The sequence below is a fragment of the Paenibacillus eucommiae genome (genome assembly GCF_017874215.1).
Classification (GTDB): Bacteria; Bacillota; Bacilli; order Paenibacillales; family NBRC-103111; genus Paenibacillus_AI; species Paenibacillus_AI eucommiae.
The window spans coordinates 187,455-212,864 of the sequence record NZ_JAGGLB010000011.1 but is presented as its reverse complement, the minus strand read 5'-3'; the positions used below and the strand labels follow the sequence as shown (position 1 = coordinate 212,864).

The following is a 25,410-nucleotide window of genomic DNA, read 5'->3' as shown; positions in this document are numbered from 1 at the left end:
TAAATTGCAGAAAATATGAGATACTAACATAAAAAATAAAGATTCTACGATATAGACTCTTACTTAAGGTGGATTTTTTACATGCGACCGATTATAGAATTTTGCGCAAGCAATATGCATCACGGCACGGATAAAGTTATGAAACAGCTGGAGGAAGACCCGGATTATGATGTGATTGAGTATGGCTGCCTGGGGAATTGCGGTCAATGCTATATGGAGCCATATGCACTGCTTAACGGAGAAATAGTGAATGCAGCTTCTGCAGAAGGATTGTATGAACATATTATCGCTAAAATTAAGGAGATCGAAGCGATGTACGATCTCCTGGGAGAATAACGATTACCCGAAATGTCTTTTGGACATCCAAAGTACACCACTTTTGAGCGCTCGCGCTATTTTGCCGGTCATTACCGTGCGCTTGCCCATAATACCGAAGCCGGATTTTTTGCCTAATGAACCTAGGACCCCTTTGAGCTTTATTTTACCAAGCCGCGGGGTTTCTCCCTCCCAGATCGAAAGCATAACTTCAGCAATCTGTTTGCCTTGAGCTTCAGCAGCTTGAGCACTTGGTGAGAAGGGTAAGCTGGCACAATCGCCAACAACATAGACATCTGTGTAGGTCGGTATTTGATGGAATTGATTGATGATTACCCGTCCTTGTGGATCCTTCTCTACATTCAGGGCTTGAATTATAGGGCTTGGCTGAATACCTGCCGTCCAAATGGTAACATCTGTACGAATAATTTCATTCTGGTTATACAGATCGCCGCCCTCAATACGAGACAGGGAAACTAAGGATCTCAGCTCAATTTGGTGATGTTCCATCCATTCCCGCACATACTTTTGCAGGTTTCCCGGAAAGCCGGATAGAAGGCTTGGTCCGCGGTCAATAAGCCGGATGTTCAGGTCAGGTCTGCTTTCCCGCAGCTCTGACACCATCTCAACGCCGCTTAGTCCTCCACCAATGATGGAAATCTGGCCGTACGGCGCTACATCATTCACTTTTTGATAAGTAGCACGAGTTTGCGAGAAGGTTTGGATACTATTGGAATAAGCCTCAGCGCCAATAATATCATGGTACTTGTCGACACAGCCAAGGCCAATAACCAGCCAATCGTACTCGAGCGGCTCCCTGTTCGCAAACTGGATCAGCTTCTTCTCCAGATCGACCGCTTCAACTTCTCCGTAAGCCATTTGAAGCCGTGGATCAACAGGGTAATTGATGCGGATATGAGTTTCTGCGATGGTGCCGGAAGCTAGTGCATAATATTCTGTCTTTAATCCTTGAAAGGGCATCCGGTCAACGAGGTAAATCTCCGTATCTTCCGGCACACCATGCTCCAGTAATTGAGTGGCAATGGTTAACCCCCCATAACCTCCTCCGAGAATGACAAATTTTTTCATCAAACATAAGTCCCTTCTAACGATAAGTAATCATATTATCTCTAATACACATGGATTTCATTATAAAAAGTATCGCGCTCAACCGGAATGCGGTCCGCACCCTTAATCAACCAGATCAGCTCATCACGTGTCAGGCCTTCCGGGGATAAAGCCCCTGCTGCATGTGAAATGCGCTCCTGCACAATGGTTCCGTGAGCATCGGATGCGCCAAATGTCAAAGCTATCTGAGCAAGCTGTGTTCCAAGGTTGATGAAGTATGCTTTAATATGCTGAATATTATCCACCATAAGGCGGCTGATCGCTATAGTTTTCAAATCGTCAAAAGCAGCAACTCTCCGTTTAATTCCTGCATTCACACTGGCTGGCTGAACAGCGTTAGGAATAAACACCAAAAAGCCGTTAGTCTCATCCTGCAGCTCACGAAGATAGATCATATGCTGAATACGTTCTTCAAGGGTTTCGATAGATCCATACAGCATCGTTGCGTGCGTGCGGATACCCATAGAGTGGGCAACTCGCTGAACTTCCAGCCATTGGTCAGTTGTCGCTTTGCCGACACCCATCTTTTTCCGGTAACGCTCCGAAAGAATTTCGGCTCCACCGCCGGTAAGTGTATCAAGACCTGCATCAATCAAGGTTTGTAGAACTTCTTTGTAGCTTAAGCCGCTAATCCTTGAGAAAAATTCAATTTCAGCAGCCGTATGAGCCTTGATTGTAACGTTGGGATAATGCTTCTTCAAAGCTTTGATTGAGTCTACGTAATATTCGAATGGAACTTCGGTATTATGGCCGCCTGTAATATGGAACTCACGCATAGCGGGGTGATAATGCTTCTCCACATATGCTATCATTTCATCAGGGGAGAGTGTGTAGGCTCCTTCTTCGCCGGGATCTCTGCGGAAATGGCAGAATGCACAGTGCGCTTCACAAACATTTGTGAAATAAAGGCTCATATTTTCGATAAAATAAACTTTTTTGCCATTCATACGGAGATTTACTTTGTTTGCCAATTGGCCAATCGTTAATAAATCTTCGGATTGATACAGAAATAATCCATCCTCCAGCGACAACCGCTGCCCGTTCTCTACCTTGTCAGCAATTTCCGCCATTCGCTTGTCTGGAGTGCTTATGATGACGCTCATGGGTGCGTGCCTCCTCTTTTTGTTATTTTAATTATGAGTCATGGTTATAGGGAATAAATGAAATAGGACACAGTATTGGCCGCGTGCAGCCATAGAAATTCAGCTCTACCAGGTTAGTGGAAAGCGAAGCACATCCATACCATTATAAACCTACCCTTGGGGTGGGGCAATACATCAAACTTGATTATTGTGTAAAAGTTACAAAACTGCAACACCTGGATCAATCTTAAGAAAAAATATTTCCATTTGTGGCATATTCCTGTATACTAAATCATTGTGAGATTGATGAACAAAAGGTGAGATAAAAGTGAAGTCGACAGAGGTTCTGAATTCAAAAAAAAGGCTCAGTACAGAAATCGAACATTTAAGAAACCGGATGGTACATCTAGGGAGTCATTTGGGTTTTCTCCATCCCGATGTTCAGCTGTGCAGCAGCCAGCTTGATGATCTGATCGTTCAATACTATGAGATCCATACCTTCTGAATGAAATGGAGACAGGTTCCCTTCCATTGAAATTCTAACATACTCGCGCCCCTTGAGCATTAAAGGGTTTAGGAGTATAATTAAAAGTAGGTTTCAAATGATCTCGATAGGAGGGTACCTAAATGATCACAATCAGCGAATCAGCAGCAGATAAGATTAAAGAGCTAATCTCAGCTGAAGAAAATCCCGCTCTCTTCCTGCGTTTAAGCGTGAATGCTGGCGGATGCAGCGGCTTTTCTTACGGCATGGGATTTGACGATGAGCAGAAGAATGAAGATAAAGTATTTGACATTCATAGCCTCAAGGTAGTCGTTGACGAAGACAGCTCCAAGTATTTGTTCGGAGTGGAGATTGACTACAAGGATTCTGGCATGGGTGGAGGCTTCACGATCAATAATCCGAACGCGGTAGCTTCTTGTGGCTGTGGTTCCTCTTTTAAAGTGAAAGACGAAGAGGGCGCCCCGGAGAAATGTGACGATAAAGTCGAGGTTTAATGTTTAGTATAGATCAGGATTAACGGATAACAACCTTTCTTGGTAGATGATAGCGAAATCGTTATCGGTGCTGAGGAGGGTTTTTCTTTGTAAAATAAAATAAATACGCCATCTCACAGGAATCGAATCCACATTCCGTAAGGTGGCGTATTTTTATTTTAGTATTGATTTTTTTCAGCCTGTTCGGCGCGGCGCAGTAGGAGATCCAACTAAAGAAACAGAATTGTAGTTGGCTTCTCAATAAACCATACGACCTTTAATTTTTACATTTTCACCATACTTGTCTTTCATCAGTTTGCTTTGCTCAAGCATGTAAGCATAAATTTCCTTGAGACTCTTTCTAAGGGGTTTAATAGTTTCTTTAATTTCACCATTAAGGACGATATCGTAAACAACCATAGTTCATTTTTCACTCCTGAAATCATATTTATTAAACTCATTGTAAGCTTCGAATATTAAATGGTGATTAAATTTGTGTATCGACTTTGTGAACTTTTGTCTAAAGATGTCTATTTATGTAGGTTTGTCCGTTTACTTTTGTGATTCAGTGCACGCATAGTGATTAATTATTTTTATTGGTTATCATTCTCAAACGCTTGTGTATAACTATATCCCCAAAACCCACAGGTGTCGGTATACGTTTGGGGTACTTATGCACATACCGCGCACAGGATATCCACATTATAGTGTGGACAATGGGGTGATTGTTCTATCTATTTTCCCATGATAATATAATTACAAATTGAGGAAAAAAAGGTGATTCGCATGAAGGTAATGAGTGACGAAGCCTTGATTGAATCCTACTACCAAGCGGTGGAGTTACAGCTGGAAATTGATTTTATCGACTTGCTTCTTGCAGAGATACAGAGGCGAAAGCTTAACCTAGTCATTCAAGAGAAATCAAAAGCTCACTTACACTAAGCTTGCTCCTTTGTTGAAAAGACTAACTAACTAACCGGACAGATAAAAAAGACTAAGGGGTATTCCATCTGCCGCTTACAACGTCAGTTAGAATACCCCATACAGAACATTACGAACCATTATGATATTGGATATGATTTATTTTTTTTATATGTTTGCCTATAATTTTCTATTTTGCATATATTAGAACTTCATGTTGCTGCTATGTCCTGGGGACAGCTTGGCTTTTGGATCAATGTATACCTTGGCATTATTAATTGCAGTCGGAGCTTCTCCAAAGCCTACAGCAATAAGCTTCAGCTTTCCTGGATAGGTTGTAATATCACCAGCTGCAAAAATACCAGGCACATTAGTCTCCATACGAGAATCAACCTGAATCGATCCATTCTCAATTTGAAGGCCCCATTCGGCAATCGGTCCGAGAGAGGAGACGAAGCCGAAATTGATAATACATGCATCCACATCATGAATGGTTTCTTCACCGGTTTTACAGTGCTTTAATGTAATTTGCTCGATTTGATCACTGCCGTGAAGCTTGATAATTTCAGTAGGTGTGATGATTTCCACCTTTGAATTCATCAGGTTCTCGACACTATGCTCGTGGGCACGGAATTTGTCTCTGCGATGGATAAGGGTTACTTTCTCGGCTATGGGTTCAAGCATTAAAGCCCAATCCACCGCAGAATCCCCGCCCCCGCTGATTAATACCTTCTTGCCAGCGAATGCATTCAGGTCATTGACGAAATAATGCAGGTTCTTCTTCTCGTACTGCGCCGCTTCTGGAAGCTCAAGTCTGCGTGGCTCGAATGCGCCCACACCTCCAGTAATAATAACAGCACGGCTGAAGTGGCTTTGTTTGTCAGTGATGACTTCAAACAAGCGCTCTTCCTTCTTAATTACTTGAACTACTTTTTCCTCAAGCCGGACATCGATGGGGAAATGCTTCATTTGCTCTAATAAATTGTTGACCAGTTCCTGCGCGGTTACCTTTGGAAATCCGGCAACATCATAAATATATTTCTCCGGATATAACGCGGCTAGCTGCCCTCCGAGCTGAGGCATGCTCTCAATAATTCTCGCTGAAGCCTGACGCATACCGGCGTAGAAAGCCGCGAACATTCCTGCCGGGCCTCCCCCGATTATACTAATATCCAGTATTTCTTCTTCTCTTTCTCTCTCACTCACTTGAATCTCTCCTCTGCGATTTCCTCATGACTTTCCAAATAATCATTATTCCATTATAAACGTAGATTTTTATGAATGAAATAGAAAAATTGCGATTTCCTTATATAAATAGCTTATAGGTCCGATAAGTTATACTTAGTGCCACTTATAGCTCTTATTATAGCCAAAATAGAACTTGATATTTATATTTATATTATATATGATTGGGTGAGAACTGGTTTTTTCTTGTGATATCTTTAATAACTGTAATAATTTTGATAACTATGACAATATGCATAGAGATCTTCATAATTTGCTAAGCTTTTGAGTAAGCTACTGGCAATACTCATATTCGAAGCGGTTTGTGTATTTTTTCACAAATTAAAAAGAGAATGCTAAAGAGCGCTAAAGCAGTCAAAAAACGGACATGGAAGTGAGAGAGACATGAGTCGAATACCAAGAATTGTAATTTTAGGAGCAGGTTATGGTGGGATTGTCACAGCAATTCGTCTGCAGAAAGAGCTTAATTATAATGAAGCTGACGTAACGCTTGTAAATAAGCATGACTACCATTATATCACAACCCATCTGCACATGCCTGCAGCGGGTACGGACAAGCCGGAGAATGCACGAGTAGACATTTTAAAGCTGATTGATGAATTTAAAGTTGATTTTGTCAAATCGACCGTAACCCAAATCCGTCCGCACGAGAAGAAGGTTATTCTGGAGGATGGAACTTTATCCTATGATTACTTGGTTGTTGGACTTGGCGGAGAGCCAGAAACTTTCGGAATTCCAGGGTTAAAGGAGCATGCCCTGAACATTCGCAGCATTAACAGCGTCCGTTTCATTCGCGAACATATCGAATATCAGTTTGCCAAATATAAGCGTGAGCCGGATCGCAAGGATTATTTGACTTTTGTTATCGGCGGCGCCGGATTTACCGGTATTGAATTTATCGGTGAGCTTGCCGATCGTATTCCTGCACTCTGCAAAGAGTTCGACGTAGATCCGGAATTAGTGAAAATATATAATATCGAAGCGGCCCCAACGGCTTTACCGGGATTTGATCCCGAGCTCGTTGCTTATGCAATGGATGTGCTTGAGAAGAAAGGCATTACATTTAAAATTGGAACTGCGATTAAGGAATGTACACCAGAAGGCGTGCTGGTTGCCGGAGATGAATTCATCAAAGCAGGGACGATTATATGGACTGGCGGAATCCGCGGCAATCATATGCTGGATGAAGCAGGCTTCGAAACGATGCGTGGAAGAATTAAGGTCAGCGAGTTTTTGCGTTCCCCGCAATTTGACAATATTTATATCGTCGGGGATTGCTCCATCGTCATGAATGATGAAGGCAGACCATTCCCTCCGACAGCGCAAATTGCTACCCAGCAAGGAGAGGTTTGTGCCTATAATTTAATAGCTTCAATCCGTAATACAGAGCCCAAAACGTTCAAGTTTACGAACAAAGGGGTTGTGGCATCACTGGGTAAAAGACAAGCTATTGGCGTTGTTGGTTCACGCAAGCTTAAGGGCAACACGGCTGCAATGATGAAGAAGATAGTCGATATGAGATACCTTTATATTATCGGAGGTATTCCACTCGTAATTCGCAAAGGTCGTTTCTAGAACGGAGAATTTCCTATGAGACACTGCAGTGTCCAAGTTAGAGGATTGCTTACCCGCGATGAATTAGATCGTTATAATGCATTGATTGATGTAGGGCATTTCCTGGAGTCTGAAGGGAAGTACGATCTTGTACCCACGATTCAGAAGGAAATCGACATTCTGATTCTGCCCGCGATTGAACGGCTCAAGGAAAAGGGACGACAGCGCGATCGCGATACAGAAGCGTACTTGGCCCGCAAAGCCCAGATGGAAGCCGAGCTTGCTGCTATTGAGAAAGAGGATAACGAGGACGACTAGAGACAACAGGTTGTCTTTGACCTCTTCGTGATATACAGACGAATGCAAAGCTCCATCACCAAAAAAAGCCGAATAAAAAAGAAGCCCGTCTTGGATATCCAAGGCGGGCTTCTTTTTTATATATAGGTGCTTCACTTAACGATGAAAAACATCGTTAAAATAAGTGCTTCCAAGTCAACCATCACTTTAGCGATGATTTTCATCGTTAAAAGAGGACGGAGGGCCCCACTTGCTCGAAAAAAAGGATTTTAACGATGGTTTTCATCGTTAAAGTAAGTATTTGCAGGCGACCCATGCTTTTAGAGATGAAAAACATCGTTAAAAGTGGCAACTCTTAGCAACTCTTCATCCCGAGCGCCAGCGCCGCTAGGAAATCTCCTTAAATCTTCAAAATCTCCTAAAATCTCCTAAAATCTCCTAAAATCTCCTCCGCCCAAGAAAAAACCTTATAGGCTGTCCGTTTGAGTTTTGTATGTTCATGTCTAAGCAAATGATAGAGGGAATGGGTATGAGCGGAAAAGCGTAGCGGCCGTCTTTGAAGTCGTGTTGTTACCCCCATATCTAATCAAGGAACACGACTTCAACAACGGTTGGAGCTCATACCCATTCTCTCCCCATGCTCCTACGTCATGAACACGAACCTCAAAGGACGCCTAAATAGTTTTTTTAGAGACGAAGGAGCTTTCCAAAACCAGATTCATCAAGTAAATTGCCGACATAGAAGTCACCAAATTCTCCATATTTGGCACTTACCTCGTCAAAGCGCATTTCGTATACCAGCTTTTTGAATTGCAAAGCGTCCTCAGCAAATAGTGTGACTCCCCACTCCCAGTCGTCCAGCCCGACAGATCCGGTAATGATTTGCTTCACTTTACCGGCATAGGTGCGGCCGATCATACCATGACTGCGCATTAATGTCTTGCGCTCATCAGCACCAAGCATATACCAGTTATCGTTGCCTTCACGCTTTTTGTTCATGGGATAGAAACAGATATGCTTAGCTTTTGGCAAAATAGGCTTCAATCTGGCCAGGAGATCCGGATCCTGCATAGGGTCTGTTCCAGGCTTGGCCAAATAGCTGCTCAGCTCTACTATAGAAACATAGGAATACACAGGAATAGTAAAATCAGCAAAGGCAGATTTATTAAAAGCATGCTCAAGCTCATTTAATTCTTCCAAGGTTTCACGCAGGTGCATAAAAACAAAGTCCGCTTTTTGCCCAACGATGCTGTAAACAGCTGTGCTTCCAAGCTTATCGTTCTCCTTTTGCTGCCAATCTTGCAGAAAAGAATTAAGCTCCTGCTGCGCTTGTCTGCGCTGTTCCGGTGGGGCTGCTTTCCAAGCAATCCAGTCTATTAAGCGAAAATCGTGCAGAGCATACCAGCCCTCCAGTGTTTGTACAGCTTCACTCATGACGAAGTCACTCCTTTTTCATTTCATTTTTGAATTCATTTTTCATTTCATTTTTCAATTCATTGTATCCAATTCCCTAAAAAAGGGCAAATGAACAATGGGTGTCCAAGAGAAGAAAGCTGAGAAGAAAGGGTATCTTTATAAATGTTCAATTTGTGTACACTTTACCTTAGTGAAGGTGTGCATTACAATAATAAGAAGAACTATAAATAGAAACGTTGAAGCCAGACAGCTTTCTACGGGGAGGATGAAACGAGTGATTCAACTTGTTATTGTGACGGTGCTGCTGCTCGTCCTATTTTTTGGAATTGGCTTTATTTTAAATATGCTGATGAAAACCACTTGGTTTCCAATTTATGGGTATTTTGCTGTTGTCATTGTTTTTGTCGTTTACTGGGGCAATGCGGGATCATTGACCGATAATCTTACTGAATACAGCTACGCGGATTATATTCCTGCTATAGGTGGATTAATCGGTGCTATTTTGAGCGGCTCAGCTATCAAAGCGCTGCGGACTCGCGGATTTAAGATGTTTTAATAACGGGATTGGTAATATCAGCTCAAAATGGTCACTCTAAAAGGGAAGCTTCAAAATTCCCGCAAGGAGGTTTGGCCATGCCTTTCTTAGAAGTGAACGGAACTCTGCTGCATTATCACATCACCGGAAAAGGAATCCCGCTTGTGCTGATTCATCCCTCTTTATTGTCAGCACAAGTGTTTAATTATCAAAAAGCACAGCTGTCCGACAGTTTCCAAGTCATCACATTCGATATCCGAGGTCATGGAGAAAGTCTGCCTTCGAGGCGAAAGCTGACATATCCGCTTATTGCCGAAGATATCCGTCAACTGCTTGATGCATTGGACATCAGGAAAGCTTACCTTTGCGGGTATTCAGTGGGAGCATCTATCGTGCTTGAAGCATTGCTCGCCTATCCGGATCGTTTCTTGGGAGGCATCATCGTCAGCGGCACATCGGAAATAACCGACCGGCTTAACAAAAGTTTGCTGTGGATGTCAACCAAGCTTTCCAGCTTGAGTCCATTGCGCAATGTTCTGGCCTCAGCGATTTCTTTGGGCAATGCGGACATGCCGCTTACTTACCGAAATTTACGCAGGAGCTCGCTTCATGGAGATCCCGACAATATAAGAGAGTATTTCGAGTATTCCCTGCACTACAACTGTACGCAAAGACTGCATGCTATCCGTCACCCGATACTGCTCATTTACGGGCAGAAGAACACTAATTTTCATCCGTATGCTCATATCCTTCATGATCATCTTCCGAACAGCTCCTTGTATTTTATTAAGGGTGCCAGGCATCAGCTCCCGACTAAGAACGCCAGACGCATGAATGAATTGCTTCGTTTATGGGTGAACAGCCTGGAGAATCAGGATTTGAAACGTACAGACCTGGACTTGCAGATTGCCCAGCAATTAAACCCTGAACAGTACATGAAGAATGAAGAGGGGGAAGGTCTGTCCGCTAGGTGAGTAGGCTGTGGCGCAGCGCTGCTTATGCAGTCAGAAGTATAACCTATCCGTGAGGTAGGTTTTTTTGTTTTCTTGTATGTCGATTTTTGTGGTAGACTTATAGAAGGCGATTGTCGAAAGGTACTCGCTGATTTTGTTGGGATGGAGTTTGAAGTATATATGCGAATAACGAATATGCTGCATTTTACGGAAAATCACCGTTTCTGTGTAAACAGGGATTTTTCTTTGAGCAGCCTGGATTATAAAATGTTAACGATGATGTATCAACCGATGCTGGGAGCTTACGCGATAACACTGTACATGACCTTGTACCAGCAGCTTAATTCAGAGCGGATCGGGTATTCACCGCTGGAGCAGCAGCGCAGACTTTTCCTGATGATGGAGCTTGAACAAGGCGAACGCGGCCGCAAGTATTTTATCGAGCAATCCTCCAAACTGGAAGCTATTGGACTTTTGCAAACCTCTAGAAGATACCTGGCTGAAGAAGAAGACTATATGTACGAATACGCGTTGTCTGCGCCGCTGGGTCCTAATGAATTTTTTAGAAACCAGCATTTAACTTTGCTGCTGCGGGACAAGGTAGGCAAGTTTATGCTGCTTTCACTTCGCGATGAGCTGTTGGCTCCGGAGCCTGATGAATGCCGTGAGACGAATGCTGAGAATCTTTCAGTGCCGTTCTACGACCTCTTTCAGCTAAATACGAAGGTTATTGACTACGAGCTGGAACAAGCCTTATACGAAGCTTCAGCGGGCAGACAGGCCGACTCCAATCTGGATGTCACGACCAAAGGGTTTCTGTATGCCGACATTATTATGCGGTTCCCGCGGGAATCGAACAACAGAGTTTTTGTCGAAGCGCTCAAGCATAAGCCGGAGCAGATCGTATCCATCAATATTGCAGCCAAAAAATATGGCTTGTCCCTGCAGGATATGTGCCGTTTGCTGGACGAGGACGGCGTTTTTACAGAGGATGGCATGCTGCAGACGGATCTGCTGCAATATAACGCTAATTTATTTTTCAGACAGACAAAGAAGCGGGATGAGGAAAGGGAGCGCACCTTAGCCAAATCAGAGGTTCATGCCCAGAGCTATACGAACGTTCCTCAAGAGGAGGAGCCGGCTGAAATGTCCGTGGAAATGGAATATTATTTGGACGTACCCGGGCAGCTTCGTGGCGAATGTACGGATCATCAGTATAATTACATACTCCGTAATGAGCCCTATACGTATGTACTTAAGAAATTTTTCACCCAGGGAGCTATTCCTGACGGAGTATTGGATATTTTTGGAAAGATCGATTTGAATTATAAGCTTAAAGAAGAAGTCATTAACGTACTCATTCATTTTCTTCATATTGACCGCCGATCCTGGTCGAAATCTTCGATTGAGGCTGTAGCCTCCGATATGCTGGGCAAGCAGATTCTTAGTTATGAGCAGGCTGTTGATTATGTTCGTGAGAAAATCAGGTTCAAGGAAAAGGCAGCATCGAAGGTGGAAGCAGCAAAAGCCGGTGGCGGGTCCGCAACGCGGGGCAGGCAGGGCGGCAAGCAAAAGCCGAACATCCCTATCGTGCAGAGCGACAAGAAGACAGTCAGGTTGACGGATGAGGAGCTTGACGACATTCGAAGAACAGCTCAGAAGCTGGATGAAAAGCTTAATCGATAAACAATTACGGGCTCGATAAGTGGATGGATAAGCTGAGCAGCTAAGTCTATTACCGGGGGAGGTGGAAGGCATGGAATCCTTATCCGACATATTAAAATCATTACCGGATTCAGAATGGAAAAAGAAAGCGGAGGAAAAGGTAAGGAACGTTCTTGCTGATCCGCTGATTCACAAGTTTCGCCAAAAGTATCCGGAAGTAGACGATTACACAGTCAAAATCAATATGAACAAGCTTTACCAATATGTGAGCGAATATAAAAGCTGCTCCAACTGCCCGGGGCTCGAGCTTTGCCCGAATGATATGACAGGACATTATACGATTCTTAATGCGGAAACTGTGAACGGAAGGTCTTTTATTCATGAGGAAAAGGTTGCCTGCAAGAAATTTACGGCCAAGCAAGCCCAGGATGCCATCAGCAGCCGGATTCGAACCTTTCACGTAGATCCGAATGTGTTCAGCCGCGCCTATTCCTTTGCGGAAATTGTAGAGAAGGACTTGGATCGGGCAAAGGCAGTAGGCCAAATTAATAAATATGTGATTCAAGCGACTGAGGAAGGCCTTCAGCCCCAAGGCATGTACCTTGTTGGGAAATTCGGAACAGGCAAAACATTTCTTATGTGCTACATGCTCTACCAATTGGCTAAGGTCGGCATGACAGGTGCGATTGTCTACACGCCAGATTTCGCTGAGGATCTGAAAGGAATGTTTCAGGAGCCTTACAAGCTGAAGGAGACAATCGATCTGCTTAAGGATGTGGATCTGCTCGTATTAGATGATATCGGTGCTGAGAATCTGAATCCATGGCTGCGTGATCATGTGCTGGGAGCTATTCTGAATCATCGGATGAATCGCAAGCCTACATTTTTCACCTCCAATTATGATTTAGCCGGATTAGAGAAGCATTTCAGCTTCACGAATAAGGATGGGGATGAGGAGTTCAAGGGCCAGCGAATTATGGACCGGATTCGGCCTTTTGTCAGTGTGGTACACGTCGAGGGAGAGAACAAGCGCGGAAGCTGATGGAAAAAACGCCTTGTTGCATCCTTTGATGAGGGTTTTCGAGACTTGGGTGCAAGGCGGAGGGAGTAAATGCGGGCTCCAACTGCTGTTAGCCGCTGTTAAAGATTTGTTCCCTTGATTAGACTTTGGTCCCTCTTTCAGCTACAAGTGCAGAGCAAGCCACGTTCAACGGACTGCTGGCAAGGGCTTTCTTTCTGAGGGAAAGGGATTAATGGGAAAATTAAAATAAAGCCGAAAGGGGATTGCCCTTTTCGGCTTTATTTTGTTCAGATTGTTCAAAAAAATGAAGGCTCATAACTTTAATGTGTAACGTTTTAAACTTGTTGCTTTTGTGCTTATGTATAGTTTACTCTTTGCGTAATTCATCCAGCTCTTCAGCAACCCGGTCAATCATTTGTACGAAGGAAGTGAGCTCTTGTGCGCTGGCTGCTTGGGTACGGGCGTAGATAGAGGTCTGTCTGGAATTTGTTTCAACGATTTCCAGAGCCTGCGATACGCTCTCCAGCTTATCGTGAATCAGATCGAGCGAGTTCTTGGATCTTGCGGCCAGCTTGCGGATTTCATTGGCGACTACCTGAAAGCCTCTGCCATGCTCACCAGAGCGTGCGGCTTCAATCGCTGCATTCAAGCCAAGTAAGTGCGTTTGCTCGGATATGTCTCTCATCGTTGTTTCCATATCGGATATATCTTCAATTTCCTTGTTCAGGTCCTGCAGCCTGGAATGCGACTGATCCTGGGACTCTGCTGTGGAAATGGCCGTTTCTGCTACAGCCTGGCTGCTGCTGGTAAGCTCAACAATCATCGCAGCAAGGTCCTGTACGGCTTTGCTAACGGTTGTTAGAATCTCCTGCTGATCATCGGCGAGCTGTTGAATTTTGGCCTGCTCATCCTGCTCATAGGCTTCGAGAACGAGCTGGGAATCCAGGCTGAACATTTTGCTAAGAGAATGTGTAACCTGCACCCATTGATGGGGAAGTATTTTTTTAAAATGAATGGCGGCGAGGTCTGAGTATTTTAAATAAGTTCCCAGGTACCAATTCGTAGACAGCCCGATCTTGGAATGTACTCGGCCAATAGCCAATCGTTTCTCAATGAATTCATTATCTATAACTCCCGATGTCATGGAAAGGAAGTACCAGTGCTGAGTTTGCTTGAGGCGGTCCAACGTGCTATGAGAATTAATAATTGCGTTTAATTCAGGCCATTTGGTAATGTCATCATACAATTCATCCACTAAAGCGGTTACAATTTGTTTGAATTCTGCTTCCTTGTTTTTTAAGATTTGCAAGTCTTCATCAGTTAACCCGATGTAGTCGAGCATAGCCTTTCTTGCTTCCGTAACTTGAATCAATGGTATCGCTCCTTTAATCTTTTTAAGCAAAAAACCTTTCCGCCTTTTAAGCAGAAAGGTTCAATCGGTGCCGTGTATTAGCCCATCAGCAATTTAATAACAGTGGCCACAACGCCCATGAGCAGCAAAAAACCAAAAAAAGCTCCGAAGCCTATTGCCGCATCGAGAAAGTCATTGCGCGGCTCTTCATTCACATGAAGCTCCGGGTGTTTGGGATCACTCATGTTTGTACCCCCTTCATATCCATATCGCGTATAAGCATAGTATACCCAACTTTGATGAAGCTTGTAAAGATAATGGAAGTGACAAATATGAGAACTCAGGGATGCTTTTCCAAAAAACGCTTGACTATGACATTAGTGTTATGGTTTATAATAAGCTTAATAAACATTGAACACGTCGAATAAGACTACCAAGTCAAACACATCGTGCTCATAAATTGATTGTGCAAAAGGAGGCGTTCCAAATGCGGATCGGAGAATTATCACAACTGACCGGTGCCAGCATACGCTCCTTGCGGTACTATGAAACCAAGCATCTGATTGTCTCAGACCGTTTGGAAAATGGCTACCGGGTCTACAACAGCACAGCCATTGAGCGGGTGAAGACGATTCAATTTTATATAAGCCTTGGCTTCAATACAGATGAGATTGAAAATTTTCTCAACTGTGTAATGATCAGCAAGGAAGCTTTTTGTGAGGAGGTGCTTCCGGTGTACGAGCAAAAGTTAGAGGGAATTGACCGTCAGCTGCTGCAGTTAAATCAGGTTCGCTCCAATTTACTGGAACGAATTGAGTCCATCAAACAGGAGCAGAGTATACAGACTTCCCTTAATCGTCCATCCGAAAACATGCCCTAGCTATAGTCAAATGGGTAAGATGGTACGAAGGCAATTGTGAAATGCTGGCACCTGGGTGAGCGGTTGAAATAGACTAGCTTTGTGGTATACTTTACATGTTGACAACATCAGTAGAATACTACTTGTTGCATATAAAATCCAATATAAATTTAATATCAGGAGGAACGATCATGGCGATTATAAATGTATCTGACGCTAATTTCAAAACAGAAGTAGAAGGGGAAGGCACTGTGCTTGTAGATTTCTGGGCACCTTGGTGTGGTCCTTGCAAAATGATTGCTCCAGTTCTTGAAGAGCTTGACAAAGAATTGGAAACTTTGAAAATTGCTAAAGTAAATGTGGATGACAATCCGGAATCCCCATCCAGATTTGGTGTAATGAGCATTCCTACACTTATCGTGTTCAAAGACGGTCAGCCTGTAGACAAAATCGTAGGCTTCCAATCCAAGGATGCTTTGAAAAATGTAGTAGCTCGCCACCAATAATCGTTAAAGCTTCGATTTTTTCAATCTTTTTTGAAATTAATCTTAAAGGAATCAACTCGAATAAAATTGACTTAAAATTCTTTCTCCGCTGGTCGGGGGAAGAATTTTTTTGTTTGGACTTGTACTTGTTGCTGGGGAAGGCTGGAGTATCTGGAGTATGTGGATAAGTTGATCACACTGTCCTTTAGTGATGAAAAACATCACTAAGTGGCAAAAATTCAGGAGATATCATCGTTTAAGGATGAAAAACATCACTATTAAGCCAAACCAAGCCCTGATTCCTACGATAAAGGCATTTTAGCGATGAAAAACATCGTTAAAAGGCGAGGCTTCCAGAACTTTCATCTTTTAGTGATGAAAAACATCGTTAATGATCCAAAAGTAGGGGGTGCTGATGGACTAGCTTTTGCGGCACAATGTAGTCACCACTTTACTCTGTATGATTGCCTTTATATGCGTGTTCGCTTGTTGACAATTACGGCTTTTGATATAATTATGAAGGGCAACTCACAGCTTATAGCAGGTACCCACCGTGCAATCATAATAAGTTTATAAGGGTGGGATGAAGGATATGAATGAGTATACAGATATCGGGGATGCTGGCAGTGACCGCGAAAAAAGCATGGAAACGATACGCAGCAAGCTAGCACTGCTTCCTGATAAACCCGGCTGCTATTTAATGAAAAATTCCGTTGGCACGATTATATATGTTGGTAAAGCTAAAGTATTGAAGCATCGTGTGCGCTCTTATTTTACTGGCAGTCATAATGCCAAAACCCAGCTCTTGGTGAGCGAGATTCGCGATTTCGAGTATATCGTTACCTCCAGTAATATGGAGGCGCTTATTTTGGAATGTAATCTGATTAAGCAGCATCACCCGCGTTACAATGTTCTGCTGAAGGATGATAAGACGTTTCCTTATATCAAGATTACCCAAGAGGAGCATCCGCGCCTGGAGGTTACTCGGAGAGTTATCAAGGATAAGGGCAAGTATTTTGGGCCGTATCCGAATGCTTATGCCGCCCAGGAAACGAAGAAGCTGCTGGACCGCTTATACCCGCTGCGCAAGTGCAAGACTTTGCCGGATAAAGTATGTTTATACTTTCATATAGGACAATGCTTGGCACCTTGTGTTCAAGATGTAGCGGCGGAGGATAACGAGCGGATGGTGCAGCAAATCACCCGTTTCCTGAATGGCGGGCATGAGGACATCAAAAATGAGCTGAAGGCGAAAATGCAGGCAGTCTCGGAAGAGCTTAATTTCGAGCGGGCCAAGGAGCTGCGTGACCATATCGTTTATATCGATGCTGTTATGGAGAAGCAGAAGATTACAACGATTGATGCAGTTGACCGTGATGTGTTTGGTTACGTCGTTGATAAGGGCTGGATGTGCGTACATATCCAGTACATGCGCCAGGGTAAGCTGATAGAACGTCACGTTTCACTTTTTCCATACTATGGTGAAGAATATGAAGATTTCATTACTTACGTAATGCAGATGTATAGTGAAAATCCTGCACTGCCGAAGGAAATTTTCCTGCCGGCACCACCAGAGAGGGAGCTTGAGCTTAAAGCGGAGGCTGCTGATTCAATTGGGGTGACCGCTGTTGATCCATCTGGGCTGGAGGTTGCTGATCCATCTGGAGCGACCGCTGTTGAACCTGACGGGCAGGAGGCTGCTGATCAATCAGGCGAGATCGCTGTTGATTCTGCGGGATCGGAAGCTGCTGATCTGACCGGATTTGCACTTAATCATCCAGGAATGGATGAAGTTGAAGCAGTAGAAGCAGTAGAAGCAGTAGATGCAATAGCAGAGACCAACATTCCCTCAGAGGCTGCGGATACAAGGGAGAAGGATGTTAAGGAAGCCTTGGAAGTGTGGCTGAAGCTGAAGGTGCTGTTCCCGCAGCGTGGTCTGAAGAAGCAGATGGTCGATATGGCGAAAGACAATGCCCGTGCTGCGCTGAACGAGAAATTCAGACTCGTGGAACGGGACGAGTTGCGCTCTGTGAAGGCTGTGCAGAATCTGGGCGAATGGCTGGGGACTGCAGCGATATCACGGATTGAGGCATTCGATAATTCGAATATCCAGGGGACGAACCCGGTGTCAGCGATGGTCGTCTTCGTAAATGGCAAGCCAGACCGCAAGGAATACCGCAAGTACAAGGTTAAAACGGTACAAGGCCCCGACGATTATGAGACGATGCGTGAGGTTATTCGCAGACGTTATGAGAGGGTGCTGAAGGAAAACCTGACTTTACCGGATTTAATCGTTGTGGATGGAGGCAAGGGGCAGATTTCCGCGGCCTTGGACATCCTGGAGAATGAGCTTGGGCTGTATGTGCCCGTATGTGGACTTGTCAAGGACGCAAAGCACAAGACCGCACAGTTGATGATCGGTGATCCGCCAGAGGTTATTCCCCTTCCCCGGGACAGCCAGGAATTCTATTTGCTGCAGCGCATTCAAGACGAGGTGCATCGCTTTGCAATTACGTTCCACCGGGAAACAAGGGCCAAATCGATGGTTGTATCGAAGCTGGACTCGATTCCGGGTATCGGCGAGAAGCGCAGGAAGATGCTACTGAAGCATTTTGGCTCCGTGAAAAAAATGAAAGAAGCGCAGGTTGAGGAATTCCGTACTCTGGGAATTGGCCAAAAGCTGGCAGGGGAAATTCTTAAGGCGCTGCAGGATGAAGTGGGGACCTCATAGCATTCAAGTTATTTTTGAAATTTCGAAGTTTTTTATCAAAAGAGAACGCAAAACGGGGCAAATCCATGATTTCGAAGCGGAAGAGCCTTTTATGTAGGAAATAAAGCTGGTTATGCCATGAATATCACCACAAATCGGCTGAAAACAACTTTGTGTGGGGAGACAAAGGGGTATATAATTCAAATCAATTGAATAAGAAGCCGAATTTCTACACGAAAACGGGGGAACCATGTAAGTGGGGTGAATTTTGTTACTGCGCTTTGGTGCTTTAACAAATAGGGTGAACCGCGCATCCGAATCCGTCAGCTAACCTCGTAGGCTTTACGTCAGGAACCATACCTAAGAAGGCATTGGATTTCCAGTGTCTTTTTTGCTTGCACAGGAGGAAATATGAAGAAGTCATCAACCATTTTGCAGCTTACACCTCCTCAGGTTCTTGTGCTCGGTTTCGCAGCGATCATTATGATCGGAACATTTCTGTTATCATTGCCGCTTGCATCAAAGGACGGGCTTCCCACCCCATTTATTGATGCGCTGTTCACAGCGACCTCTGCTACATGTGTAACAGGGCTTGTTGTGGTGGACACAGGAACTCATTTCACTATGTTTGGTCAGATTATTATTGTGATTCTGATCCAAATTGGCGGCTTGGGGTTTATGAGTATGTCTACATTATTTGCTCTTGTGCTGCGCAAGCGGATTACATTAAGAGAACGGCTCGTTTTGCAGGAAGCGTTAAATCAAGGAAGTATGGAAGGGATTGTTCGGCTTTTTCGAAAAGTATTGGTGTATTCATTGATTATCGAAGCGATTGCAGCGGTGCTGTTCACTATTCGTTGGTCATTTGATCTTGATTTCCAAACAGCGCTGTTTTTTGGCATTTGGCATGCCATTTCTTTTTTTAATAATGCCGGGTTTGATTTGTTTGGTTCTATTACCGGGCCTTTCAGCTCTTTGACGGCGTATGCCGACGATTTCATGACGAATGTGATAGCTATGGCCCTGATTGTGCTGGGGGGAATCGGATTTGTTGTTTTATCCGATCTGCTGGAGTACAAGAACAAGAAGAAGCTGTCTTTACACTCCAAGGTTGTGCTTAGCATGACTGCGTTTCTGATTATATTCGGCGCCATTGTGATTTTTATTTTTGAATATACCAATACCAAGACACTGGGTTCCATTAACTTCGGTGGTAAAGTGCTGGCCTCCTTCTTCCAATCGGTCTCGCCGAGAACGGCGGGTGCCAATAGTCTTGATATTGGAGGACTTCGCCAGGCAACCCAATTTTTCATCATTATTCTTATGTTTATCGGCGCATCGCCAGGCTCTACAGGGGGCGGGATCAAGACTACGACCTTTACGGTTTTGGTGGGGGCCATGCTGGCTATGATTCGCGGGAAGGAGGATATTGTTTTCTTCCGCTTTCGCTTAGCGAAGGACCGTATTTTCAAAGCTATTACACTTACCATGCTGGCCTTATTTCTAGTCATTCTCGTTGCCATGCTGCTGTCCACTACAGAGAGCGCACCTTTCTTAACTATTTTGTTCGAGGTCACCTCGGCTTTCGGTACAGTAGGCTTATCGATGGGGCTTACGCCGGAGTTAACGATGATTGGCAAAATTCTAATCAGCATAACCATGTTCGCCGGGAGGCTAGGGCCGATTACGCTGGCATACGCGCTGCAGCCCAAAAAGGAAAAAGAATTATACAAATACCCGGAAGGGAAAATTACAATAGGATAGAGGAAGCAAGCAATGAAATATCAATATGCGGTTATCGGATTAGGGCGATTTGGTTCCAGCCTGTCCAGAGAGCTCATCAAGCTGGGTTATGAGGTTCTGGGAATCGATAAGGACGAAGCGGCCGTTGACGCTATGGAGGATGAGCTCACACACGCTGTTGTAGCGGATTCGACAGATGACGAGGTGCTTAAGTCCCTAGGGGTACGCAATTTCGATTGTGCTGTTGTTGCCATTGGCGACGACATTCAGGCTAGTATTTTGACTGCGATTGTGCTCAAGGATTTGGGTGTGAAAAAAGTAGTCGCCAAAGCGCTTTCCGAGCTGCATGGCAAGGTGTTAAACAAGCTAGGTGTGGATCGAATCATTTTTCCTGAGCGGGACATGGGTATTCGTGTGGCGCATCAGCTCGTTTCGCCTAACCTGCTGGATTATATTGAGCTTTCCAAGGATTATACGATAGCTGAGTTATCTGTACCCAAGCATTTGTGCGGGTTTTCGATTCAACAGCTTGACCCACGGGCCAAATACGGCTGCAGTGTGGTCGCTATTAACAAGAAGGGCGGCATTATTATTGCCCCGTCGGCAGCAGATGTAGTAAATGAAAATGACGTTATGGTTATCATTGGTACGAATGAGCAAGTTGAAAAATTCGAGCTGGAAGTCGTGGATTAAGCACGGTTCAGAGAAAAATGCTGCTTGGCTTTATCGATGAACTTCAGTGCCTCCGGGTGAGCAGAAGCGTCCTCAGAGTAGAGAAGCGACGTGGTGCGGGTCGTTTGCTCAAGCTCAGGAATGTTGCGTAAAATCAGCTCGCTGTTGCGGATCAAATCATCACGCAGGTAAGACTGGGGCAGCAGTGTTGCTGTTTTACAAGTTGAGACCAGCCGGATAATGGCTTCGAAGGAATCGATCTCCATCTGCACCTGGGGAAATATATTGAAGCGCTGAAAAAGCTCGTCCATCAAAATGCGGTACCAAGTCCCCTTGGAGAAAAGAATCATCGGCAATTCATGTAAATCGCGGATGGCGAGAGCTGAGCGGTCAATATAGCTATGTCCAAGCGGCAGGACGAGGCAAAGATGGTCATTGAAGAGCGGCTCACAGCTTAAGCCGAAGGCGTTGATTTGGGAAGCAACCAGCCCAATATCAACCTTTTTTTCTTTGACCATGGTCACTACTTCATGTGTTTTGCCGGTCAATGCTTTGATTTCGGTCATGGGATGATCCTTTAAATAGATGGTGATCAAATCGGGCAGTGTGGCCTGCAGGGTGGTCAAGCTGGCGCCGATCGTAATAGAGCTGTGTTTGCCGGACGCTTTGTATTCATATATAGCCTGCTTAAATTTACGGTCGGAATGGCGCAGCTCCAGTGCATGCTCATAACAAATCTGTCCAACCCGGGTAAGCTCCAGACGTTTTCCTTTGCGAAAAAAAAGCTCTACCCCCAGCTCCTCCTCCAGCTTCATAATTTTGCGCGAGAGGGCTGGTTGAGATAAATTCAATACATGAGAAGCTTTATTGAGGCTTTCCTGTTCGACAACAACGGCAAATACATCCATGAGCTCCATGCTTACCATCATCCTTCCTTATGTTAAATAGTTATAACCAATTATAAAAAATAAGCACTTCCATTATAAGCGATAAAGAGGTACGATGTATATGTCACAGGCTGTTCACAGTTTTTATGCTCCCTTTAGTATAATCATAAAGAGATATGGCAAAATAGGCGTGAATGAATTGTGGATGATTCTGGGTTGACGCTTGTATCTACCCGGAGTACAATGATATGTGGCTTTGACTGATATTGTCGGATTTTTTACAATTAGGGGGGAAATGGATTCAATGACCGGAAATTCGTATTATTTTCGAAAACTTCATTCTTTACTAGGCGTTATTCCAGTCGGTTTTTTTCTAATCGAGCATTTGCTGACGAATTACTCGGCAACCAAGGGACCTGCTGAGTTCGTTGCTCAGATCGAATGGCTGAATAATTTGCCGCTTGTGCTTTTCCTGGAAATCTTCGGAATCTGGATTCCGCTGCTTTATCATGGCGTTTACGGGCTTTACGTAGCTTACCAGGCACGTAATAACGTATCCAACTATGGTTATTTCCGTAACCAAATGTTTTTCCTGCAGCGGGTAACTGGTGTCATCACGTTTATCTTCATCGCGTGGCACGTCTTTCAAACTCGTGTACAGGTGGCTGTCGGTAGCGTGGAGCACGCGGAGCTTGGCGGTACGATGCATGATATTGCCACGAATCCATGGTGGTTTGCATTTTATTTAGTTGGTGTTCTAGCGGCTAGCTTCCATTTCAGCAATGGTATGTGGTCATTCCTGGTAAGCTGGGGAATTACGGTTGGACCTCGCGCGCAGCGCATCTCCACCATTGTATGGTTAGGCGTGTTTGTGATCATGTCAGTATTATTTATTCTGTCTCTGGTTGCCTTTACAAGTTCGGATTTCGCGGATACAGCAGCAGCTATTGGGACATATATCGGAAATATCGGTTAAGGGAGGGCGAACTAGAATGGCGAATTCAAAAGTAATTGTCGTAGGCGGAGGCCTCGCAGGCTTAATGGCCACGATCAAAGCTGCGGAAGCCGGGGTTCATGTCCAGCTTTTTTCCGTGGTTCCGGTTAAACGTTCCCACTCTGTTTGTGCACAAGGCGGCATTAATGGAGCGGTAAATACGAAAGGGGAAGGCGATTCTCCTTGGGAGCATTTTGACGATACGGTTTATGGCGGGGATTTCCTGGCAAATCAACCTCCGGTAAAAGCGCTTTGCGAAGCGGCACCGGGAATTATTCACCTGATGGACCGGATGGGCGTTATGTTCAGCCGTACACCGGAAGGCTTACTGGATTTCCGTCGTTTCGGCGGCACACAATATCACCGTACCGCTTTTGCCGGTGCGACTACGGGCCAGCAACTGTTGTACGCGCTGGACGAGCAGGTTCGCCGCTGGGAAACAGCCGGTTTGGTCACCAAGTTCGAGCACTGGGAGTTTGTAGGTGCAGTTATTGATGACGACGGCGTATGCCGCGGTGTTGTAGCTCAGGATTTGCGCAGCATGCAGGTAGAAACGTTCCCTGGCGATGCGGTCATTTTGGCTACTGGTGGTCCTGGTATTATTTTCGGCAAAACAACGAACTCTGTTATTAACACAGGTACTGCAGCAAGTGCGGTATACCAACAAGGCGTTAATTACGCCAATGGCGAGATGATCCAAATCCATCCGACGGCTATTCCGGGAGATGACAAGCTTCGTCTGATGTCCGAGTCAGCACGTGGTGAGGGTGGACGTTTGTGGACTTATAAGGACGGAAAGCCATGGTATTTCCTTGAAGAGAAGTATCCGGCTTACGGTAACCTTGTACCGCGTGATATTGCGACGCGCGAGATTTTCTCCGTATGTGTGGATATGAAGCTCGGTATTAATGGCGAGAACATGGTTTATCTGGATCTGTCTCATAAAGATCCGAAGGAGCTTGATGTTAAGCTTGGCGGTATTCTTGAGATTTATGAGAAGTTCATGGGCGATGATCCGCGTAAAATTCCAATGAAGATTTTCCCGGCTGTTCATTATTCCATGGGCGGCATGTGGGTCGATTATAATATGATGACGAATGTTCCTGGCTTGTTTGCAGCCGGCGAATGTGAATACCAGCATCACGGCGCGAACCGGCTTGGTGCTAACTCGCTCGTGTCGGCTATTTTTGACGGCATGGTAGCCGGACCGAAAGCAATTGAGTATATCCGCGGCTTGAAGAAGCATTCGGCTGATATTTCTTCCACGTTGTTTGACCGTGAGAAGAAGAAGCATTCGGACCGTTTTGAAAGCTTGCTATCCATGAGCGGCAAGGAAAATGCCTATGTGCTTCACAAAGAGCTTGGCGATTGGATGAATACGAATATGACGGTTGTCCGCACCAATGCCAAGCTTCAGGAAACGATTAATAAAATTAAAGAGCTGAAGGTAAGATTCGGCAATATCAATATGACAGATACCGCGAGATGGAACAATCAGGGCGTCGCATTCACGCGCCAGCTGTGGAACATGCTGGAGCTTGCGGAAGCTATGACGCTTGGGGCGCTGCTGCGCGATGAGAGCCGCGGGGCTCACTATAAGCCGGAATTCCCTGAGCGGGATGATGAGAATTTCTTAAAGACGACAATAGCCAAGTGGACGACTGAAGGTCCGAAGATCGAATACGAGGATGTAGACGTATCTTTGATCAAACCGCGGAAGCGTGACTATTCGGCCGATAAGAAGAAGGGAGGAAGCTAGACATGGCTGAAACGACTACATCTCAGAAAACGGTAAAGTTTGTCATCACCCGTCAAGAAAATCCGGATACTAAGTCATATGTGGAAGAGTTTGAAATTCCTTATCGTCCTAACATGAACGTCATCAGTGCACTGATGGAAGTTCAACGTAACCCGACGAACGCTAACGGTCAGAGTACGACTCCTGTATGCTGGGAGTCCAACTGTCTGGAGGAAGTGTGCGGCGCTTGTTCGATGGTGATCAACGGCAAACCGCGTCAAGCCTGCTCAGCGCTTGTGGATAAGCTGGAACAGCCGATCCGCGTGGCTCCTATGAGCACGTTCCCGATTGTGCGTGACCTTGTTATCGACCGCGGACGTATGTTTAACGCGCTGAAGAAAGTTAAAGCGTGGATTCCTATCGATGGAACCTACGATTTGGGGCCTGGTCCCCGGCTTGCAGAGTCCAAGCGGCAGTGGGCCTATGAGCTTTCCAAATGCATGACCTGCGGCGTTTGCCTGGAGGCTTGTCCGAACGTTAACGAAAAAACGGATTTTATCGGACCAGCAGCGATTTCGCAAGTTCGTCTGTTCAATACGCATCCTACGGGTGAGATGAACAAGGATGAGCGTCTCGATGCTTTGATGGAAGACGGAGGCGGCATTGAAGGCTGTGGAAACTCGCAGAACTGTGTTCGCTCTTGCCCGAAAGGCATTCCGCTCACTACCTCGATTGCAGCGATTAACGCGGATACAACTAAGCATATGTTTAAGAAATGGTTAGGCGTATAACTATATAATAGGCCCGGCTCCTTCCTTGGATGGAGTCCGGGCCTTATTTTTTTGGTCCAGGGGTGTGTTG

At 44.9% G+C, this 25,410-nt stretch carries 26 protein-coding genes and 1 riboswitch; of the genes, 18 read left to right on the top strand and 8 right to left on the bottom strand.

Annotated elements, in window-relative coordinates; genetic code table 11:
- Positions 1-81: 81 nt before the first annotated feature.
- Positions 82-336, top strand: a complete 255-nt coding sequence (locus J2Z66_RS17465) for a YuzB family protein (RefSeq protein ID WP_209972731.1) — start codon at positions 82-84, stop codon at positions 334-336.
- A gap of 3 nt (positions 337-339) precedes the next feature.
- Here the strand turns inward: J2Z66_RS17465 and J2Z66_RS17460 are convergent, their stop codons facing one another.
- Positions 340-1,404, bottom strand: coding sequence for an NAD(P)/FAD-dependent oxidoreductase (locus tag J2Z66_RS17460; RefSeq protein WP_209972779.1), 1,065 nt, complete (start codon positions 1,402-1,404; stop codon positions 340-342).
- 41 nt (positions 1,405-1,445) lie between these two features.
- The gene (gene mqnE, locus J2Z66_RS17455) at positions 1,446-2,546 is read right to left on the bottom strand and encodes an aminofutalosine synthase MqnE (RefSeq protein WP_209972730.1); all 1,101 of its coding nucleotides are present in this window, start codon (positions 2,544-2,546) and stop codon (positions 1,446-1,448) included.
- A gap of 307 nt (positions 2,547-2,853) precedes the next feature.
- Here mqnE and J2Z66_RS17450 point away from each other — a divergent pair, with 307 nt between their 5' ends.
- Positions 2,854-3,030, top strand: a complete 177-nt coding sequence (locus tag J2Z66_RS17450) for an aspartyl-phosphate phosphatase Spo0E family protein (protein ID WP_209972729.1) — start codon at positions 2,854-2,856, stop codon at positions 3,028-3,030.
- Between the two features lie 122 nt (positions 3,031-3,152).
- Positions 3,153-3,524, top strand: coding sequence for an iron-sulfur cluster insertion protein ErpA (gene erpA, locus J2Z66_RS17445; RefSeq protein WP_209972728.1), 372 nt, complete (start codon positions 3,153-3,155; stop codon positions 3,522-3,524).
- A gap of 237 nt (positions 3,525-3,761) precedes the next feature.
- Here the strand turns inward: erpA and J2Z66_RS17440 are convergent, their stop codons facing one another.
- Positions 3,762-3,923 carry a mechanosensitive ion channel protein MscL gene (locus J2Z66_RS17440; RefSeq protein WP_209972727.1) on the bottom strand — a complete coding sequence of 54 codons (162 nt, stop codon included), beginning with the start codon at positions 3,921-3,923 and terminating at the stop codon, positions 3,762-3,764.
- A 366-nt stretch (positions 3,924-4,289) separates the two neighbouring features.
- On the opposite strand from J2Z66_RS17440, the gene sda reads away from it, so the two are divergent.
- Complete coding sequence (sda, locus tag J2Z66_RS17435) at positions 4,290-4,445, top strand: sporulation histidine kinase inhibitor Sda (RefSeq protein ID WP_209972778.1); 156 nt, start codon at positions 4,290-4,292, stop codon at positions 4,443-4,445.
- Between the two features lie 183 nt (positions 4,446-4,628).
- Here the strand turns inward: sda and J2Z66_RS17430 are convergent, their stop codons facing one another.
- Positions 4,629-5,630, bottom strand: a complete 1,002-nt coding sequence (locus J2Z66_RS17430) for an NAD(P)/FAD-dependent oxidoreductase (RefSeq protein ID WP_209972726.1) — start codon at positions 5,628-5,630, stop codon at positions 4,629-4,631.
- A gap of 423 nt (positions 5,631-6,053) precedes the next feature.
- On the opposite strand from J2Z66_RS17430, the gene J2Z66_RS17425 reads away from it, so the two are divergent.
- Positions 6,054-7,244, top strand: a complete 1,191-nt coding sequence (locus J2Z66_RS17425; RefSeq protein ID WP_209972725.1) for an NAD(P)/FAD-dependent oxidoreductase — start codon at positions 6,054-6,056, stop codon at positions 7,242-7,244.
- Positions 7,245-7,259: 15 nt separating this feature from the next.
- On the top strand, positions 7,260-7,541 hold the full coding sequence (locus tag J2Z66_RS17420) for a hypothetical protein (protein WP_209972724.1): 282 nt from the start codon (positions 7,260-7,262) through the stop codon (positions 7,539-7,541).
- A 666-nt stretch (positions 7,542-8,207) separates the two neighbouring features.
- Here the strand turns inward: J2Z66_RS17420 and hemQ are convergent.
- Positions 8,208-8,954 carry a hydrogen peroxide-dependent heme synthase gene (gene hemQ / locus J2Z66_RS17415; RefSeq protein ID WP_209972723.1) on the bottom strand — a complete coding sequence of 249 codons (747 nt, stop codon included), beginning with the start codon at positions 8,952-8,954 and terminating at the stop codon, positions 8,208-8,210.
- Positions 8,955-9,210: 256 nt separating this feature from the next.
- Between hemQ and J2Z66_RS17410 the strand changes: the two genes are divergently transcribed.
- The 4 genes from J2Z66_RS17410 to dnaI all read left to right on the top strand — a co-directional run bounded on the left by J2Z66_RS17410 (position 9,211) and on the right by dnaI (position 13,131).
- Positions 9,211-9,492 carry a YuiB family protein gene (locus J2Z66_RS17410; RefSeq protein ID WP_209972722.1) on the top strand — a complete coding sequence of 94 codons (282 nt, stop codon included), beginning with the start codon at positions 9,211-9,213 and terminating at the stop codon, positions 9,490-9,492.
- Positions 9,493-9,569: 77 nt separating this feature from the next.
- A complete protein-coding gene (locus J2Z66_RS17405) occupies positions 9,570-10,445 on the top strand; it encodes an alpha/beta fold hydrolase (RefSeq protein ID WP_209972721.1) in 876 nt (291 codons plus the stop codon).
- A 159-nt stretch (positions 10,446-10,604) separates the two neighbouring features.
- The gene (locus J2Z66_RS17400; protein WP_209972720.1) at positions 10,605-12,110 is read left to right on the top strand and encodes a replication initiation and membrane attachment family protein; all 1,506 of its coding nucleotides are present in this window, start codon (positions 10,605-10,607) and stop codon (positions 12,108-12,110) included.
- Positions 12,111-12,180: 70 nt separating this feature from the next.
- Positions 12,181-13,131, top strand: a complete 951-nt coding sequence (gene dnaI, locus J2Z66_RS17395) for a primosomal protein DnaI (protein WP_209972719.1) — start codon at positions 12,181-12,183, stop codon at positions 13,129-13,131.
- Between the two features lie 346 nt (positions 13,132-13,477).
- Here dnaI and J2Z66_RS17390 read toward each other — a convergent pair whose 3' ends face one another.
- Positions 13,478-14,482 (bottom strand): globin-coupled sensor protein, encoded by a 1,005-nt coding sequence (locus J2Z66_RS17390; protein WP_245375622.1) that lies wholly within the window; start codon positions 14,480-14,482, stop codon positions 13,478-13,480.
- Between the two features lie 77 nt (positions 14,483-14,559).
- Positions 14,560-14,706 (bottom strand): YqzM family protein, encoded by a 147-nt coding sequence (locus tag J2Z66_RS17385; RefSeq protein ID WP_209972718.1) that lies wholly within the window; start codon positions 14,704-14,706, stop codon positions 14,560-14,562.
- 242 nt (positions 14,707-14,948) lie between these two features.
- Here J2Z66_RS17385 and J2Z66_RS17380 point away from each other — a divergent pair, with 242 nt between their 5' ends.
- The 5 genes from J2Z66_RS17380 to J2Z66_RS17360 all read left to right on the top strand — a co-directional run bounded on the left by J2Z66_RS17380 (position 14,949) and on the right by J2Z66_RS17360 (position 20,951).
- Complete coding sequence (locus tag J2Z66_RS17380) at positions 14,949-15,341, top strand: MerR family transcriptional regulator (protein ID WP_209972717.1); 393 nt, start codon at positions 14,949-14,951, stop codon at positions 15,339-15,341.
- Positions 15,342-15,511: 170 nt separating this feature from the next.
- Positions 15,512-15,826 (top strand): thioredoxin, encoded by a 315-nt coding sequence (trxA, locus tag J2Z66_RS17375; protein ID WP_209972716.1) that lies wholly within the window; start codon positions 15,512-15,514, stop codon positions 15,824-15,826.
- 571 nt (positions 15,827-16,397) lie between these two features.
- The gene (uvrC, locus tag J2Z66_RS17370) at positions 16,398-18,536 is read left to right on the top strand and encodes an excinuclease ABC subunit UvrC (RefSeq protein WP_209972715.1); all 2,139 of its coding nucleotides are present in this window, start codon (positions 16,398-16,400) and stop codon (positions 18,534-18,536) included.
- A 188-nt stretch (positions 18,537-18,724) separates the two neighbouring features.
- A riboswitch (cyclic di-AMP (ydaO/yuaA leader) is annotated at positions 18,725-18,872 on the top strand.
- Positions 18,873-18,926: 54 nt separating this feature from the next.
- Positions 18,927-20,279, top strand: a complete 1,353-nt coding sequence (locus J2Z66_RS17365; RefSeq protein ID WP_209972714.1) for a TrkH family potassium uptake protein — start codon at positions 18,927-18,929, stop codon at positions 20,277-20,279.
- Positions 20,280-20,291: 12 nt separating this feature from the next.
- Positions 20,292-20,951 carry a potassium channel family protein gene (locus tag J2Z66_RS17360; protein WP_209972713.1) on the top strand — a complete coding sequence of 220 codons (660 nt, stop codon included), beginning with the start codon at positions 20,292-20,294 and terminating at the stop codon, positions 20,949-20,951.
- On the opposite strand, the gene J2Z66_RS17355 is transcribed toward J2Z66_RS17360, so the two are convergent.
- Positions 20,948-21,847 carry a LysR family transcriptional regulator gene (locus tag J2Z66_RS17355; RefSeq protein WP_209972712.1) on the bottom strand — a complete coding sequence of 300 codons (900 nt, stop codon included), beginning with the start codon at positions 21,845-21,847 and terminating at the stop codon, positions 20,948-20,950. The genes J2Z66_RS17360 and J2Z66_RS17355 overlap by 4 nt on opposite strands.
- A gap of 274 nt (positions 21,848-22,121) precedes the next feature.
- On the opposite strand from J2Z66_RS17355, the gene J2Z66_RS17350 reads away from it, so the two are divergent.
- The 3 genes from J2Z66_RS17350 to sdhB are packed head-to-tail and all read left to right on the top strand — an operon-like array spanning position 22,122 to position 25,340.
- On the top strand, positions 22,122-22,793 hold the full coding sequence (locus J2Z66_RS17350) for a succinate dehydrogenase cytochrome b558 subunit (RefSeq protein ID WP_209972711.1): 672 nt from the start codon (positions 22,122-22,124) through the stop codon (positions 22,791-22,793).
- A 16-nt stretch (positions 22,794-22,809) separates the two neighbouring features.
- On the top strand, positions 22,810-24,570 hold the full coding sequence (sdhA, locus tag J2Z66_RS17345) for a succinate dehydrogenase flavoprotein subunit (RefSeq protein ID WP_209972710.1): 1,761 nt from the start codon (positions 22,810-22,812) through the stop codon (positions 24,568-24,570).
- A gap of 2 nt (positions 24,571-24,572) precedes the next feature.
- Positions 24,573-25,340 (top strand): succinate dehydrogenase iron-sulfur subunit, encoded by a 768-nt coding sequence (gene sdhB, locus J2Z66_RS17340; RefSeq protein WP_209972709.1) that lies wholly within the window; start codon positions 24,573-24,575, stop codon positions 25,338-25,340.
- Positions 25,341-25,410: the final 70 nt, after the last annotated feature.